Consider the following 17,962-nt stretch of genomic DNA (forward strand, 5'->3'; position numbering starts at 1 on the left):
CATGGCAGATCCAGAAAAGCTTTTTAAGGTTAATGTTGTAACTCCAGATGGGCTAATTTTTTCACATCATTGCAGTATTGTGGAAATGCGTGCAATAGATGGTCAGCGGTCGATTCTGTATAATCACTTACCGATTTTAACGCCACTCGCAATTGGCGAAATCAAAGTAACTCGTAGTCGACAGATGAATAATGCTGTTAACCATATTGCTGTTAGCGGTGGCTACTTCGAATTTTCAAATAACGTTGCAACTATTATTGCGGATAGTGCGGAACGCTCCAGCAATATTGATGTTTCGCGTGCCGAGGCAGCTCGAGAACGTGCACAAAATGCAATGAAAGAAGCTAAAGCTGCGCATGATCAACGTTCACTGGAAAGAGCCCAAGTTGCATTAAGAAGGGCTGTAAACAGAATTAGTGTTTACAATTCAAGTAAATAGTATTAAAGTTTTAACGGACGCACAATTTTGTGCATCCGTTTTTATTTAATTGAAGAAATGTGAGAAGAAGTATGTTTCAACTTGGTGTACATGCCTTGATTAGTATTGTAATTTACTTGATTACAATCGGCTTATCGTTTCAAATTATGAAAAGCGTTCAAGTAGAGAAAATTATACGAAAAAATAAAATTTTTGAGGCTCAGCTTTTGTTGATTTTTGCTGCAATTGCTTTAGGCTTTTTAGTAGGCAACTTTTTCATTACTCTAATTGACACATCTTTGCAGCTGAGTAATTTCTTTTAAGACTTAATTAAACGAATGAAGCTAAAAGCAAACTTGGTATCTTTATGGTAAAATGTACAATGAATATTTATGGAGGATTATCGTGGCACGAGATATAGGAATAGATTTGGGGACAGCCAATGTGCTTATCAATGTTTCTGGCAAAGGAATAGTTTTGAATGAGCCCTCAGTTGTCGCTGTTAATACAAGTACAAATAAAGTTGTAGCCGTTGGTACAGAGGCTTATAAAATGGTTGGGCGGACGCCCGGTAATATTCGGGTAATTAGACCATTGAAAAATGGTGTCATTGCCGATTTTGATATTACAGAGGCGATGCTGTCCTACTTTATCGAAAAGTTAAATGTCAAAGGCTTTATGTCAAAGCCTAACATACTAATTTGTGCGCCAACAGGAGTTACGTCAATTGAACAAAAAGCGATAATTCAAGCAGCAGAAAAATCTGGTGGCGGTAAAGTATACTTAGATTTCGAACCTAAGGTTGCCGCAGTAGGTGCTGGTCTTGATATTTTTAAGCCGCAAGGAAACATTGTAATTGATATTGGTGGTGGAACTACCGATATAGCCGTTTTATCAATGGGTGAAATTGTAACTAGTCAATCTTTGCGCTATGCCGGCGATCATATGAACCAAGCAGTTGTTTCATATATTAAAAATAAGCACAATCTTTTAATTGGATCTCGGACCGCTGAACAGATTAAAATTGAAATTGGCAGTGCTTTCGAGCCGGATAAAGAAGAAACGATTACTGTTCGTGGTAGAGATGTAGTTGATGGGTTACCTAAGCAAGCCACAGTTTCAGCTCCAGAAATTCAAGAAGCACTTCATGATGGTTTAATGACTATTATTGCGGCTACAAAAGATGTTTTAGAAAAAACACCACCGGAATTATCAGCTGATATTATTGATCGTGGCATTATGCTTACTGGTGGTGGAGCACTACTTAAAAATATTGATAAACTTATTTCGTATTATCTTAAAGTTCCTGTATTGACTGCCGATCATCCTTTAGAGGCTGTAGCCTTGGGAACAGGTATTTTACTTAAGAATATCGAAAAGCATCAGCGTCATTGATAGAATTGGGAGATTGGCTTGCGTAAGTTAATGATTTTTTTAGTTAAAATTTATCAAAAGGTTATATCCCCGGCTTTACCTAAAAGTTGTCGTTATTATCCAACATGTTCAACCTATATGATTGATGCATTAAAGAAATTTGGACCGGTTTTAGGGTTAGTCATGGGAATTTGCCGAATTTTACGGTGCAATCCATTTGTACGCGGCGGAGTAGATCCCGTGCCAGATAAATTTACTATTTTACGTAATCCTCATCCAGAAAAATATGAAGATGAAATTATCGCTAAAAAATTTCATCCATATGTAAAGTAGGAGAAGTTATGTCAAGAAAGCCAGAAAATATAAACGTTGAGATAAATGAATTAAAAGGAAAGGAAAACCCAACTTGGGAAGTAGTGATTCCAAATAAAAAAGCGATTGGTTTAATTGAAAAGATTTCTGGTCGTTATCGTGCCACAACTGGAAAGACTAACAGTATCTTGTATTCAAAAAGTTTAGAAAGCAGCATTAACGACTTGCTTTCTTACTTTTCATTACATGAAAAATAGTTAAACAGTATCGGACAGTGATAATTAATGGTAAAAGTACAAAATAAAACTAGTCTTTTTGATCAGATAGCTTGGAATATTGTGATTCCTGTTTTAATTCTTGCGGCAATTGGTCTTTACTCAATTTACTTTGCGGCAGTTGATGATCCAAGTCATATGGGTAGCCCATTAAAAGCCGTATTGATGCAGGGATTATGGTACGTTATCTCGTTTGTAATTGTTATTTTTGTGATTCAATTCGATGCGGAACAATTATTTAGGATCGCACCTTATGTTTATGGTTTTGGGATAATGCTGCTTGTTGCCGTTTTATTCTTTTATAATCGGAGTATTGCGGCTGATGCGGGGGCAAAGAGTTGGTTTAAGCTCGGACCAATTTCATTTCAGCCTTCGGAGGTTATGAAACCGGCATTTATTTTAATGCTAGCGCGGGTTGTTCATGAACATAACCAAAAGATGGCACATACAATAAAAAACGATTGGCTACTCATCGGTAAGATGCTAGCTTGGCTTTTTCCGATTGCTGTCTTGTTAAAATTACAAAATGACTTTGGGACCATGCTAGTGTTTATTGCTATCGTTGGTGGCGTTATACTTGTTTCAGGAATATCGTGGAAAATCATCACACCGATGTTTGTAGCTGTCTTTATATTAGGAACAGTAACTATTTTTATGGTTACAACTGCTGGAGGACAGTCTTTTCTTAGCCATTTCTTTCAGCCTTATCAGTTTAGACGAATTATGTCCTGGCTTAACCCCTCGACGGATACTTCAAAAGCAGCCTACCAGCTATGGCAGAGCATGCAGGCGATTGGTTCAGGGCAGATATTTGGTAATGGTTTTGGGAACCTTAGTGTGTATGTTCCAGTTCGCGGCTCTGATATGGTTTATTCTGTCATTGGCGAGTCCCTTGGCTTCGTTGGCAGTGTCGCGGTAATATTGTTATACCTATATTTAATTATTCAAATGGTTCGTATTACTTTTGATACAAAAAATGCTTTTTATTCGTATGTTTCAACTGGGGTGATTATGATGATTTTGTTTCATGTTTTTGAAAACATAGGAATGAGCATTGATTTATTGCCATTAACCGGTATACCTCTACCATTTATTTCGCAGGGGGGATCAGCCCTAATTGGCAACATGATTGGAATTGGCATGATTCTCTCAATGAAGTTTCATAATAAGGATTACATGTTTAGCCAAGCAGGTGACTTCTAATTAATTTATTTATTCGCATAAAAAAACACTTCGAAAATTCTTGAAGTGTTTTTTTAGTTTAAATTAAATCCTGGTTCTCTTTTGAACGGCAAACTAGAACATCACAGTCAGCGGTTCTAGTAACATACTCGGTCACACTACCAATTAAAATTCGTTCAACCGCATTTAAGCCAGTAGCACCAACGATAATTAGATCAATTTGATGCTTCTTTGGAAATTCGTGAGCGATGATTGATTTTGGAGAGCCAAATTCAATTGAAAAATGTACTTCTTCAACACCAGCTTTCCTAGCTTCGTCATAGTATTCCTGCAGTTTTTCTTTCGCGTCATTTGAAACCTGTTCAACCATTTCAGAGTCAAAACTCGAAACATTTTGAAATGAACGGGTGTCAATGACATGTAAAATTTCAAGTACTGCCTCATTACGTTTAGCAGCAGCAACAGACTTTTTAAAAGCTAAATCTGCTTCTTTTGAACCATCAACGGCCACCTGAATACGGTGATATTGTTTCATCATATAAAACACCTCTCTAATACTATTTTACCAAATTTTGGCTGCACTAATCATTCTTTTGATTAATTAAAAGACTAAAAATTAAAATAGTGATGGAACTAAGAAACAGGGTTATTAAGTTCAGGTATTTATTTGCTTGAAATAATATGAAACAGCCGATAAGACATTCAATTGTTAAAATAATTGCTGTCCATGACATGATATGAGTAAAACTGGTGTTGCTTTTTTGACTGTAAATTAAAAATTGCCGCTTGCGGTTGCTCCATAAGTATAGGGCAGTTGCCAGTATGATTACCAGGTAAATCGTCATAACAAATTTAAGAATCATCAATTTCTCCAAATAAAAAACGGTCATCAGACCGCTTCGTAATATTCTAAATAAATCCAAGTCGACTAAAGTAGCAAAACAATGCTTGTTGAACCCGCAGTGTTCAAATAAATGAGACGTATCGCAACGAATATGGATCCTATCAACAGATAGTCTTCCGATTCGAAAGTTATTTACAATCTCGCATGTTTTATGTTTGACCGGTCAACTATAAATAATTAAGCCATTAGTTCGACTCAGATCAATTATTATACTACCTAAGAGCATAATATTTGTCAAGGGTTTATGAATTATGAGGAGGCTTAATTCCATCGTAAAAGCAATTAATATATTTGCTAGGTTTAAACTCAATAAATTAAACTTTTTAGTATCGTTTAAAATTAATAATCTTTATAAGCGTAGTAATATTTTTTAATTCGTGAATATCATTGTACAATAATGCGATGGCCGGCGCACCAATGTGATTTGCGCAAAAACCAGAAATTTTTTCTTAGTTTTTAAAGCTAAAATTAAGCTTGTACTGCATTAATAGCTTTTAATTACAAAACTAATACGAAGTAAAGACTTAAGTCAAATTATAAATACACTCTTGAAAATTGTTAACCCGAATAGCCTGAATTTAAAGGGCTATTTTTTATTTAGATAAGTTGGTTAACAACAGCATTTTAATTTTTCATTGCTCGGTTCTAATTCATTTTGGTTTTTTAGCAGACTGAAACTCTAACTACGCATCTTTCAGTAGCTTTTAGCAAGCTCACTTTTGAGAGCAAATCTTATGAGAATAATCACGGGCAACCCTTATTTGCATATAACTAGATGGCCATGGATTGCTTCAAAAATAATAGTTTCAATGACTATGTGTAGCTGTTGTTCATAAAAAAACAATGTGTGCCGAAGACCTACCTAAAAGAGTAAGTTTGAAAATAGCTCTAACACTTTTGCTAAACGAGGTGAGTTAAGCCTAACCGATAATTTCTTTTCCAAATACATTGTTCTTATAATCAGACTAAAGTGTTCGACATCGTATAAAAAATTCTAATTTTAACTGATGAATATTTGGCTATAGAAAAGTATTTTTAATAGTTTGATTTAAAATCTGAATTTTATGTGGTTTATTAAAAGATCCGGTCTTCTTTATCACAGTATTGCTAGCAGTATTAAATAATACTAAGCATATGTAAATTAATAATGAATAACTAAATATAAATAATTAAGCTTAGGCAATATGTTTCAATTAGTTCTTTCTTATTGTTAAGCTTTTACTACTTATTTATTTAATTAAACCTGGTCATGTTTTTTTAAACAAGATTGATGTTGAAAAAGAATTAAAAGGTATAAAAGGTCTCACCTAAAAATATTATTCTTTTTACCTAAATGACAAACCAAGAAAATTGCTTAATACGTTATTTTATTTAAGCCGCAAAAGTTATGTGTTTTAGAAAAAAATAGACCAATAATCGAATATAAGATTAATTAAAATTACAAATTTAGTTTTTTATAAAAGCACATAAAAAATAAATTAAATATTGACATCTCAATAATTTGGGGCTATCTTAAACCTGTATAGTATTTGTCAATAGGAAAGGACGTTTGTATGTTAGGAAAGAATAATTACAAAGAACGCTTGAAGAAGATGGAAATGCAATCCAAGCAAGACCATTTTTCAATACGTAAACTAAGTATTGGAGCGGCCTCTGTATTACTTGGCTTTACTTATTTTGGTTTAAACAGTCAAACAGCGAAAGCTGATACTGTTGACCCTAATCAGGAAGTTAGTGAAAATGTAAACACAGATTCTGCTCAATCCTCTTCGAATAGTTCTGGGAAAAAGATTGAAGTCCAAAATACTCAATCTGACAGTATAAAAGTAAAGAATCCCAAACTGTCGACTTATAAAGGTTTAACTTCATTTTTTAAAGGTACTGACAAGGTAATTGTGAAAAATGATAACAGTAACAATAATCAACCTTTGAGTAAATCTAGTGAAACGCAATCTGTTGCTGAAAAAGACAATCAGATTGATGATTCTGCTGAAAAACAAGCAACTGATCAGAAGAATTCAAATCAGAATCAAAGTTCTGCTCTTACCAAATCGAGCCAGAGCAATGCTTCTGACATCACTGGTTCAACGGATGTAAAAGATGACACAAGTAAATTAATGGCTAATTCTACCGCTAACCAGGAAAAAGCTGATGAATTAACTGGGAGTGATAATCCGAATCTTGCCGTTACTGATCAAGAGCAAAAGGTTCAAACTAGAGCTGATGACAACACAACAGGCCCTATACCAACGATTATTAATGGTGCCGCGCATATTTATAACTGGGATCAATTTAAATCTGCTTATACGAATGCTAATGTTTCAGAAATTGATATTATGCAAGATATTTGTTATGTAACTGAAAATACACAAGATTCTTTTGACATTCCCGGAAGAAAACTGTTAATTACATCAGGTGGTAATACCAGACATATTATTGATTTTGAAGGATCTCATCCTAATTTAATTGGTAGTAATCAACTTCAGATAACCTACCGAAACTTAGAAATTTGGAGTTCAGATTATTACGGTATAATTAAAACCGATTATTTCAGTTATGATGCAACTAAGAAAAATACTGCGATTATTACACTGGATGATATTGATTTTCATGGTTCCCAAATGTTATATGTTGGTAGCCATAACGAAATCCACTTGAAGAATAAAATTACTGCGGAAACAATTAATAATAATTATAAAAGTCCTGTAGATCCTCAAGGACATATAGCAAAGGGTGGTGGTAATACACAACAACTATTTGAATTTACTAATAACGATAATAATATTTATTTCGATACGGGCTGTACTTTCACAGGTACAACTTATGGCGGTAATGTTATCCAGATGTCACAAGGCAACGGCAACATCCATGTTGAGCAAGGAGCCACTGTTACTTTAAATCCATTAGGTAATGCAGATGGTTCTCTAGGTAACAATCCTAGTGAAAATACTGGTACTACATATGGCATTTACATAGCTGGTTCAGGAAATATTGACGTTGAAGGTGCTTTAAACATTAATGTCGGCAAGAGCAAATCTAGTGACTCTAGGGTTGTTTATAATGGAACACGAAATGCTGCGCAAGCAAAGGCTATTGGACTTAATGATCCTAATTCATCGTTTAATATTGGATCTGGCGGCAGTGTTAACGTTAATACTAACGGCAATATTTCTAATAATACTAATAACAGCTTAATTTTCGACGGCGGTAATTTCATCATTAATCCCAATGGTTCTTTGAAAATAACTGGGGAAGATATGGGCGACTATAACGGTACATTAGTTTCAATTGCCAGCAGTGCAGACATTGAAAATGGTACTTTTGAAATTCGCTTGGGAAATGGTGGATCGACTGGTGCAGGTAGTGGAGCTATAACACTAATTGATGCGTCTGGTAATTTGACAGTTAATAATCCTAAGTCTTTAGTTCTGGATGCACACCTTAACACGAATTCTGGTACCAGTCTTATCGGCAATAACCAGGTTACCATTACCAACGTACGGCAAAAGCTAAATCTTTCTAGTATTGATTCTAGTCTCAAAGATCTCACGTTGCCACCTTACCACTTATTAAAGGTTGGCAAGACTAATGGAAAAATCACGGTTGCTCCAAATGGTATTGAAGTATTAAATGGTCAACAAATTTTTGATACAGTTACTCTTCAAAAAATCCTGGATGATAAAGAAATAGGTCCTATTTTAAAGAAATTACCGAATGATATTCTAACTAATTTAAAGGGGCTTGCTGATAGTGGCAAAGCCACATATGATAATGTCTTTAGTGGAATTATCAATTACGCCTTTAGCAATTCTTCAAACATAGGCTATAACGATATTAGTTTTATACCGGCCAACCCAAGCGGCTTTTTGGATATTAATCCTGCTGATGTTAAGGTATCGTATAACGAAGATGGCACAAGCACTATCACTGGTTCAATTTTGAATTATACAGATGAAAATGATGGTGTGAACAGTGACGGCCTATTTAGTAAGATTCTTCCAGGTGGAACCAATGCTTATTTAAGGGCTTATGTCAAAGATTCATCTGGTAAAAAAATATCTATTAAGCCTAACAGCGGAATAGATGATCCGTATAAGCAAACAGCAGATTCCGGTAAGACATTGTCTCATGACTTTACTGCTATGGCTAAATATAATGAGCAAACTGGCCGTTACGAATTTAGTTTTAACATTCCAGCTGAAACAACCAAAGCCCTGAAAAAAGGCGATAAAATCGAATTATACCCTAATGCTAATTTTATCGAATATAATCCACTGGCAACTAAATTGTCTGAAACAGATTCAAACCACAGACCAATTGCTGTTGACGTTTTAGCAGCGGCTCAAGATACAGCGGCTCAAGAAATCAATGATGAGTTGCAAACGATTAATAATGATCAATCAATAAAGCTTAGTGATGATTTAAAGAATGCTATTGCTAATGCAAAACAGGTTGCTGCTAAGTCAAATTCTAGCGACTATGATTCTAACAAATCGGTTTATGGTGCTGATAATATTCCAGAAGTAGAGAAGAGAAAGAAAGATGCTTTAAGTAAATTACAAATAGCTTATGATACGGCCCAGAAGGAATCGAAAGCTTTAAGTGACCAGGTAAATACTTCTAGTAAAGCGATTGCGAATGCTGCAGATGCTGCTAAAGCAAGAATATATAAAACTAGCCTTTCTAATGAAGAGCAGCAAAAATATATTGACGCAATCGACAACGCCGAGAAAGCTGCTTTAGCAAAGAAAGGTGACGCTAATTTCGATCCTGCGAAGTCGATTTATGGTAGTGACAACGTTGATGACGTTAAGAATAAGGAGACGAAAGCTACTAACATTTTTAACAAGGAAGCTGCTAAAGGTGAACTTGACGGTTTTGCCAAAGACTGTGAAACAACATTAGGCTTAGATTCAACCACTAATAAGGGTGTTGAAAAGGCTAAGACAGCTGCCATTACTGCTATTGATAACATATCTGATAGTGCTGCGCCTGTTGGTGATAACACAACAGATGTAAACAACGTGGAAAATACGGGTAAAACTAATATTTTAGATGCCGTTAAAGTCGCTGCTAAGGATCAGCTATCTAATAGTAATACTATTGTGCAAGGTGCTATTGATAAAATTGATGGTCTGTCTGAAAAAGAGAAAGCCGATTATAAAGCTCAAGCTGGTGCGCTAGTTACAAACGATAAAAAAACTGGCTATGCAGATTTAATTGATCAAGATCCAACTGCTGCTGATATCAAAGGTCACTTAAATGATGGAATAGCAGCGTTAAATGAACTGGAAACCAAAGCAAAGGCTATTGGCCGTATTAATGATGCTGCAACTAATGCAAAAGCACAAATTGACCAGAATAAAGACTTATCTGATCCACAAACTTATAAGGATCAAATTGATTCTTTAGTTAGCGAAGGAACGGATGCTGTTAATAAAGCTGAAAGTGCAAAAATTGATACTACAGCACAGGAATATATTGATCAAATTAATAATGTTCCGAAAACAGCTGGAAACGATATATTAAATAATCAACGTAATACAGCAAAACAAGCAGTTGATGCTGCCGCCAAAATTGCAAAGGATGCTATTTCTGCAATTTCTGATGATTTACTGGATCCAGCAACAAAGACCCAATATAATAACGATATTGATGCTGCAAAGAGCACGGCTGAAAAACTTATAGATGCCGCTACGACCGCAGATGCAATTACTTCTGCACAAAACACCGGTATTAATAATATAAATAAAGTTGAACAAGACGCCTCACTTGCTGCAGAAAAAGCCAGTGCATTAACTGAATTGGCTACTGCTAAGGAAAAAGATCTTGGTCTTATAGACACTGCTCGTAAGGATGGCTCCATTGATGATCAAACAGCACAAACTGCAAGAGATAACATAAATGACATTTATAATCAAGCGGTTGTTAAAATCACAACCAAGGATAATGATATCAAGACTGTCGATACTGATAAAACCGACGCCATCCAAAAAATGGCTGATATTGCAAATAACATCAAGGGCAGTCAGGCAGAGCAAGATTTAAGAAAAGCGAAAAAGAATGCAATTGATGATCTAACGGAATCAGCTGATAAAGTTAAGACTGAGATTGCCAATGATAAGAACTTATCCCAAGTCGAAAAAGATGGCTATACAGCTAAAGTTGATCAAGCTTTAGCTGATGCTAAAACTAAAATCAACGCCGCCGAAACTCCAGAAGCAGTTAAATCCAGTGAGGATACGGCCAAAGGAAAAATAAATCAGGTCGAAAATGATGCATCACTTCAATCTGCTAAAGATCTAGGCTTAAATAACATCCAACAAGCTAAGAAGGACGCTCTTGACCAAGTTAAGAAATTAACTAATGTTGATGACGATACCAAGAATCAGCTAAATAGTGAAATAAATGATACTTATGATGCAGCTAAAGACAAGATTGAAAATCCCGACCCAGCAACGGCAGACCAAGTTAAAACGAACGCTCAAGAAGGCGTGACAAACATCAACAATGTGGTTAGTGATCTTAATGTTGCCAAAGAGACAAATAAACGGAAACTTACCCAATATGCCGAAAAGGCAATTGACCGCATTGATGCTAATACGGACTTAACGGCTGATGATAAGACAAAAATAGAACAAGCTATTGAGGATGCTCGCGATAAAGGAATAACTAATATTGATGCAGTTACAACCACGGTAGCTGATGTTGAGGCAGCAGAAAAAGAAGCTGAGGAAAACATTAATGTTGCGGCAACAGCTGGAGACAATTTATTAAATACTCAACGTAATACAGCAAAACAAGCAATTGAAGGTGCAGCAACAAAGGCCAAGAGTGACATTGAAAACAATAAATTTCTTGATGCTGACAGCAAGACGAAATATGAAGATAAAATTGAGGCTGCCAAGAAAGCCGCAGAAACAGCTATCGATGCCGCTACAACCGCAAACGCAATTACCTCTGCACAAAACACCGGTATTAATAATATTAGTGATGTCTCACTTGCTGCAGAAAAAGCCAGTGCATTAACTGAATTAGTTACTGCTAAGAATAACGATCTTGAAACTGTAAATGATGCTCATGATAAAGGTTCTGTTGACGATTCAAATTGGAAAGATGCAGTAAATAATATAAATAGTATTTATGATGCTGCCGTTAAGAAAGTTACGAACGATGATGATGTTACTACAGTCGGTACGGATAAAAATGACGCTATCAGTGCCATGGATAAGATTGCAAATGGCATTAATGGCGATCAGGATGCACAAGATTTAAGAAAAGCGAAAAAGGATGCAATTGATGAACTAACGGAATCAGCTGATAAAGTTAAGACTGAGATTGCCAATGATAAGAACTTATCCCAAGTCGAAAAAGATGGCTATACAGCTAAAGTTGATCAAGCTTTAGCTGATGCCAAGACTAAAATCAACGCCGCCGAAACTCCAGAAGCAGTTAAATCCAGTGAGGATACGGCCAAAGGAAAAATAAATCAGGTCGAAAATGATGCATCACTTCAATCTGCTAAAGATCTAGGCTTAAATAACATCCAACAAGCTAAGAAGGACGCTCTTGACCAAGTTAAGAAATTAACTAATGTTGATGACGATACCAAGAATCGGTTAAATAGTGAAATAAATGATGCTTATGATGCAGCTAAAGACAAGATTGAAAATCCTGATCCAGCAACAGCAGACCAAGTTAAAACGAACGCTCAAGAAGGCGTGACAAACATCAACAATGTGGTTAGTGATCTTAATGTTGCCAAAGAGACAAATAAACGGAAACTTACCCAATATGCCGAAAAGGCAATTGACCGCATTGATGCTAATACGGACTTAACGGCTGATGATAAGACAAAAATAGAACAAGCTATTGAGGATGCTCGCGATAAGGGAATAACAAATATTGATGCAGTTACAACCACGGTAGCTGATGTTGAGGCAGCAGAAAAAGAAGCTGAGGAAAACATTAATGTTGCGGCAACAGCTGGAGACAATTTATTAAATACTCAACGTAATACAGCAAAACAAGCAATTGAAGGTGCAGCAACAAAGGCCAAGAGTGACATTGAAAACAATAGATTTCTTGATGCTGACAGCAAGACGAAATATAAAGATAAAATTGAAGCTGCCCAGAAAGCTGCAGAAACAGCTATCGATGCCGCTACAACCGCAAACGCAATTACCTCTGCACAAAACACCGGTATTGATAATATTAATAAAATTGAACAAGACGCTTCACTTGCTGCAGAAAAATTGCGTGCATTAACTGATTTGGCTTCTGCTAAGAATAACGATCTTGGTATTGTAAATGCTGCTCATGAGAATGGTTCTGTTGACGATTCAAATTGGAAAGATGCAGTAAATAATATAAATAGTATTTATGATGCTGCCGTTAAGAAAGTTACGAACGATGATGATGTTACTACAGTCGGTACGGATAAAACCAAGGCCATCAATGACATGGATAAGATTGCAAATAACATCAATGGCAGTCAGGCAGAACAAGATTTAAGAAAAGCGAAAAAGAATGCAATTGATGATCTAACGGAATCAGCTGATAAAGTTAAGACTGAGATTGCCAATGATAAGAACTTATCCCAAGTCGAAAAAGATGGCTATACAGCTAAAGTTGATCAAGCTTTAGCTGATGCCAAGACTGAAATTAACGCTGCTAAAAATACAGAAGCAGTTAAATCCAGTGAGGATACGGCCAAAGGAAAAATAAATCAGGTCGAAAATGATGCATCACTTCAATCTGCTAAAGATCTAGGCTTAAATAACATCCAACAAGCTAAGAAGGACGCTCTTGACCAAGTTAAGAAATTAACTAATGTTGATGACGATACCAAGAATCAGTTAAATAGTGAAATAAATGATGCTTATGATGCAGCTAAAGACAAGATTGAAAATCCTGATCCAGCAACAGCAGACCAAGTTAAAACGAACGCTCAAGAAGGCGTGACAAACATCAGCAACGTGGTTAGTGATCTTAATGTTGCCAAAGAGGCAAATAAACGGAAACTTACCCAATATGCCGAAAAGGCAATTGACCGCATTGATGACAATACGGACTTAACGGCTGATGATAAGACAAAAATAGAACAAGCTATTAAGGATGCTCGCGATAAGGGAATAACAAATATTGATGCAGTTACAACTACGGCAGCTGATGTTGAGACAGCAGAAAAAGAAGCTGAGGCAAACATTGATGTTGCGGCAACAGTAAATCTTGATGCCAATAAGAATTCAGCCAAGAGTACTTTGGATACTGCAGCAACAAACGCCAAGACTGATCTTAAGAATAATTATGATAAGTTAACTGATGACTATCAAAAGTTAACTGAGGATCAAAAAGCAGCTACAAAAGCTGATTATGATAAAGCAACCCAAGCGTATGAAGATGCTATTAAGGAGGGTGGCACAATCGATCAGGCTTGTGCTGCTGCAAAGGCAAAAGTTGATTCAGCTAAAAATAATGATGAATTAAACAAGGCATTAACTGATGGGAACTCTAGCATTTCAAGTGCAGAATCGAAGGCATCGTTAGCCATCATCAAGGCTCAAGCTAAACAAGCTATTCAAAAGGCTGTAGATAAGGCGAAAACTGATTTAAAGGGTAATAATGGCGAAATTAATCCGAGTGATCAAAGTGCTCTGGATGAAGTTCAAAAACTTGGTAATTCAGATATTGATGCAGAAACTGATGCGGAGACCGTTTCAACAATCAAGGATAATACGATAAACGGAATTACTAACATTGTCACTAGCGCTAACTCAGCAAATGCAGATCAAATTAGAAAAGATCGTGACAATGCCATTAAAGAACTTGATAGGGTACTTAAGGGCGATAAAGATGTTGATATTTCTGGAGTACTAGACAAGATCGAAGCCCTTAAAGATGATACTGGTAAAACTGGCTTAACAGCTGATGAAATAGCTAAGTTTAAAGAACAAGCACAAACTGCCCACGATAAGGCGGTTACAGATGTAATTGGTGCTACTGATGATCAAATCAATGATTTCAAACAAAAAGGAATTGCAGCGATTAATCAAGCCTTAACTGACGCACAACTTCAGGCAGCTAAGCGCAAGGGTAATAGTGATCTAGATGCGGCTGCAAAAGACGCTAAGAACAAGATTGCACAATCCAATAAGCTTACTGATACTGAAAAGGCTGAAGCCAATCAAGCAATTGACAATGCTACAACTACAGCCAAAAAAGAGGTTGATGCGGCAACTAGTGTCGAAGAAATTTCTAAAGCTGTTTCTGATGGTAAGGCTGCAATTAATAATGTAGTAACCCAAGCAAATAGCTCCAAAGACTTGTCAACAAGAAAACAAAATGCTAAGGCTGCAATTGATGCCGAAGCAGAAGTAATTAAAAAGAGAATTAATAGTGATGCTAACTTAACTATATCTGAAAGGTATAGACAAGCTGCTAATGTTGACTTAGAAGCAGGCAAAGCTAAAAATGCAATCGATCGTGCTGAAGATTCTGCAGATATTGTTAAAAAACTTGAATCAGGTATAAATTCAATTGATGCACAATACACATCTGGGAAACCACTCGCTGATCAAAAGACTGATGCAATCAAGTTAATTAATGATACTGCTACTACAGCTTTGAATACGGTTGACAAAGATGAATCAAAATCAGCAAATGAAAAAGCTAAGGAAAAGCAAGCTATTGATGATGCAGCAGCTGAAGCTAAAAATGCGATAAGCAAAGCTAAAGGTGCTGAGGGTATCAATGACGCTGTATCAAATGGAATTGCTAAAATTGAAGCAGCTCAAAAGCCTGTCATCACATTAGACGATCAAAAGAAAGCTGCTAAATCTGAAATTGATACAGTTGCTGATAAAGCTAAAAGCAAGATATCTTATGACTTGAATTTAACTAATGAACAAAAAATTGCTGCTAATGCAGCAATAGATACAGTAGCAGCTGCGGCTAAGTTGGCTATAGATAAAGCTACTGATGCTGATGAAGTTAATAATGCCGAATCTGATGGTTCTGCAAAGATTAATCAAACTGTGACTGATGCTATTTTGTTAAAGAATAAAGATAGAGCAAAGACTATTATCAGTCAATATGGTGATACCGCTAAAAAACAAGTTGATGGCATCAACTATCTAAGTTCTGATGAAAAGAAATCAACCAAAGAAAAAATTGATCAAGTTATTAACGATACAAAACTTAAAATAGGTTTAGCAAATTCAGATGAAACAATTATTTCTCTAATTGCTCAAGCTCAAGATGTGATTCAATCGCTTGTTCCAAATTCGAGTGGTTCCGGCTCTAACGGTTCAGGCTCAAATGGCTCCGGTTCCAACGGTTCCGACTCAAATGGTTCCGGCAGCAATGGCTCAGGATCAAACGGTTCTGGTTCTAATGGCTCCGGCAGCAATGGTTCTGGCAGCAATGGTTCCGGCTCCAATGGTTCCGGCTCAAATGGTTCTGGCAGCAATGGCTCAGGTTCTAATGGTTCCGGCTCGAATGGTTCAGGCAGCAATGGCTCCGGCTCCAACGGTTCAGGCAGCAATGGCTCAGGTTCTAATGGTTCCGGCTCCAATGGTTCCGGCTCCAATGGTTCCGGCTCCAATGGCTCTGGTTCAAACGGTTCAGGATCAAACGGCTCAGGTAGCAATGGTTCTGGTTCAAACGGTTCAGGATCAAACGGTTCCGGCAGCAATGGTTCTGGTAGCAATGGCTCAGGTTCTAATGGTTCCGGCTCCAACGGTTCCGGCTCCAATGGCTCAGGCTCCAACGGTTCCGGCAGCAATGGTTCTGGTAGCAATGGCTCAGGTTCTAATGGTTCCGGCTCCAATGGCTCAGGTTCTAATGGTTCCGGCTCCAATGGCTCAGGTTCAAACGGTTCAGGATCAAACGGCTCAGGTAGCAATGGTTCTGGTTCAAACGGTTCAGGATCCAACGGTTCCGGCAGCAATGGCTCTGGTTCAAACGGTTCAGGATCCAACGGCTCAGGTAGCAATGGTTCCGGCTCCAATGGCTCCGGTTCCAACGGTTCCGGCAGCAATGGCTCTGGTTCAAACGGTTCCGGCAGCAACGGTTCCGGCTCAAATGGTTCTGGCAGCAATGGCTCTGGTTCAAACGGCTCAGGTAGCAATGGTTCTGGTTCAAACGGTTCAGGATCCAACGGTTCCGGCTCCAATGGCTCAGGATCCAACGGTTCCGGCAGCAATGGCTCCGGTAGCAACGGCTCAGGCAGCAATGGCTCTGGTTCAAACGGCTCAGGTAGCAATGGTTCTGGTTCAAACGGTTCCGGCTCCAATGGCTCAGGATCCAACGGTTCCGGCAGCAATGGCTCTGGTTCAAACGGTTCAGGATCCAACGGCTCAGGTAGCAATGGTTCAGGATCCAACGGTTCCGGCTCCAATGGCTCCGGTTCCAACGGTTCCGGCAGCAATGGCTCTGGTTCCAACGGTTCAGGATCAAACGGTTCCAGCTCCAATGGCTCAGGATCCAACGGTTCAGGCAGCAATGGCTCCGGTAGCAACGGCTCAGGCAGCAATGGCTCTGGTTCAAACGGTTCCGGCAGCAACGGTTCCGACTCCAATGGCTCAGGCAGCAATGGCTCTGGTTCCAACGGTTCCGGCAGCAATGGTTCCGGTTCTAACGGCTCAGGTAGCAATGGTTCTGGTTCTAATGGCTCCGGCTCCAATGGCTCTGGTTCCAACGGTTCAGGATCAAACGGTTCTGGCAGCAATGGTTCCGGTTCTAACGGCTCAGGTAGCAATGGTTCCGGTTCTAACGGCTCAAGTAGCAATGGTTCTGGTTCTAATGGCTCCGGTAGCAACGGCTCAGGTAGCAATGGTTCAGGTTCTAATGGCTCCGGTAGCAACGGCTCAGGCTCCAATGGCTCTGGTTCTAATGGTTCCGGCTCAAATGGTTCTGGCAGCAATGGCTCAGGCTCCAACGGTTCCGGCAGCAATGGTTCCGGTTCTAACGGCTCAGGCTCCAACGGTTCCGGCAGCAATGGTTCTGGTTCAAACGGTTCCGGCTCCAACGGTTCCGGCTCCAATGGCTCAGGCTCCAACGGTTCAGGCAGCAATGGTTCCGGCTCCAACGGTTCCGGCTCCAATGGCTCAGGATCCAACGGCTCAGGCAGCAATGGTTCAGGTTCTAATGGCTCCGGCTCCAATGGCTCTGGTTCTAACGGTTCCGGCAGCAATGGTTCCGGCTCAAATGGTTCTGGCAGCAATGGTTCTGGTTCTAATGGCTCCGGCTCCAATGGCTCAGGCTCCAACGGTTCCGGCAGCAATGGTTCCGGCTCCAACGGTTCCGGCTCCAATGGCTCAGGCTCCAACGGCTCAGGCAGCAATGGTTCAGGTTCTAATGGCTCCGGCTCCAACGGTTCCGGCAGCAATGGTTCCGGCTCAAATGGTTCTGGCAGCAATGGCTCTGGTTCCAACGGTTCAGGATCAAACGGTTCCAGCTCCAATGGCTCAGGATCCAACGGTTCAGGCAGCAATG

At 38.4% G+C, this 17,962-nt stretch carries 8 protein-coding genes; 7 read left to right on the forward strand and 1 reads right to left on the reverse strand.

Annotation, left to right across the window (positions count from 1 at the left end; genetic code table 11):
* Position 1: 1 nt before the first annotated feature.
* The 6 genes from J3U71_RS09075 to J3U71_RS09100 all read left to right on the forward strand — a co-directional run bounded on the left by J3U71_RS09075 (position 2) and on the right by J3U71_RS09100 (position 3,582).
* A complete protein-coding gene (locus J3U71_RS09075) occupies positions 2-439 on the forward strand; it encodes a F0F1 ATP synthase subunit epsilon (RefSeq protein WP_267394375.1) in 438 nt (145 codons plus the stop codon).
* Between the two features lie 71 nt (positions 440-510).
* On the forward strand, positions 511-741 hold the full coding sequence (locus J3U71_RS09080; protein ID WP_220221054.1) for a DUF1146 family protein: 231 nt from the start codon (positions 511-513) through the stop codon (positions 739-741).
* Positions 742-823: 82 nt separating this feature from the next.
* A complete protein-coding gene (locus J3U71_RS09085; RefSeq protein WP_220221055.1) occupies positions 824-1,813 on the forward strand; it encodes a rod shape-determining protein in 990 nt (329 codons plus the stop codon).
* Between the two features lie 18 nt (positions 1,814-1,831).
* Positions 1,832-2,125 carry a membrane protein insertion efficiency factor YidD gene (gene yidD, locus J3U71_RS09090; RefSeq protein ID WP_220269551.1) on the forward strand — a complete coding sequence of 98 codons (294 nt, stop codon included), beginning with the start codon at positions 1,832-1,834 and terminating at the stop codon, positions 2,123-2,125.
* 8 nt (positions 2,126-2,133) lie between these two features.
* Positions 2,134-2,361: a DUF2969 domain-containing protein gene (locus J3U71_RS09095; RefSeq protein ID WP_220269552.1), complete on the forward strand. Its 228-nt coding sequence runs from the start codon at positions 2,134-2,136 to the stop codon at positions 2,359-2,361.
* A gap of 27 nt (positions 2,362-2,388) precedes the next feature.
* Entirely contained in the window at positions 2,389-3,582 is a 1,194-nt protein-coding gene (locus J3U71_RS09100; protein WP_267394369.1) for an FtsW/RodA/SpoVE family cell cycle protein, read from the forward strand.
* Between the two features lie 58 nt (positions 3,583-3,640).
* Here J3U71_RS09100 and J3U71_RS09105 read toward each other — a convergent pair whose 3' ends face one another.
* A complete protein-coding gene (locus J3U71_RS09105; RefSeq protein WP_220269554.1) occupies positions 3,641-4,099 on the reverse strand; it encodes a universal stress protein in 459 nt (152 codons plus the stop codon).
* A 1,919-nt stretch (positions 4,100-6,018) separates the two neighbouring features.
* Here J3U71_RS09105 and J3U71_RS09110 point away from each other — a divergent pair.
* A partial coding sequence (locus J3U71_RS09110) for a DUF1542 domain-containing protein (RefSeq protein ID WP_267394364.1) occupies positions 6,019-17,962 on the forward strand: 11,944 nt, incomplete at its 3' end.

This window comes from Lactobacillus sp. B4015, assembly GCF_026536055.1.
In the GTDB taxonomy this organism is placed as follows: Bacteria; Bacillota; Bacilli; order Lactobacillales; family Lactobacillaceae; genus Lactobacillus; species Lactobacillus panisapium.

Bases quoted from the DNA above. Each gene is read 5' to 3' on its own strand.
- J3U71_RS09095 (WP_220269552.1), top strand. From the start codon at position 2,134: ATGTCAAGAAAGCCAGAAAATATAAACGTTGAGATAAATGAATTAAAA.
- J3U71_RS09080 (WP_220221054.1), top strand. From the start codon at position 511: ATGTTTCAACTTGGTGTACATGCCTTGATTAGTATTGTAATTTACTTG.
- J3U71_RS09105 (WP_220269554.1), bottom strand. From the start codon at position 4,099: ATGATGAAACAATATCACCGTATTCAGGTGGCCGTTGATGGTTCAAAA.
- J3U71_RS09075 (WP_267394375.1), top strand. From the start codon at position 2: ATGGCAGATCCAGAAAAGCTTTTTAAGGTTAATGTTGTAACTCCAGAT.
- J3U71_RS09100 (WP_267394369.1), top strand. From the start codon at position 2,389: ATGGTAAAAGTACAAAATAAAACTAGTCTTTTTGATCAGATAGCTTGG.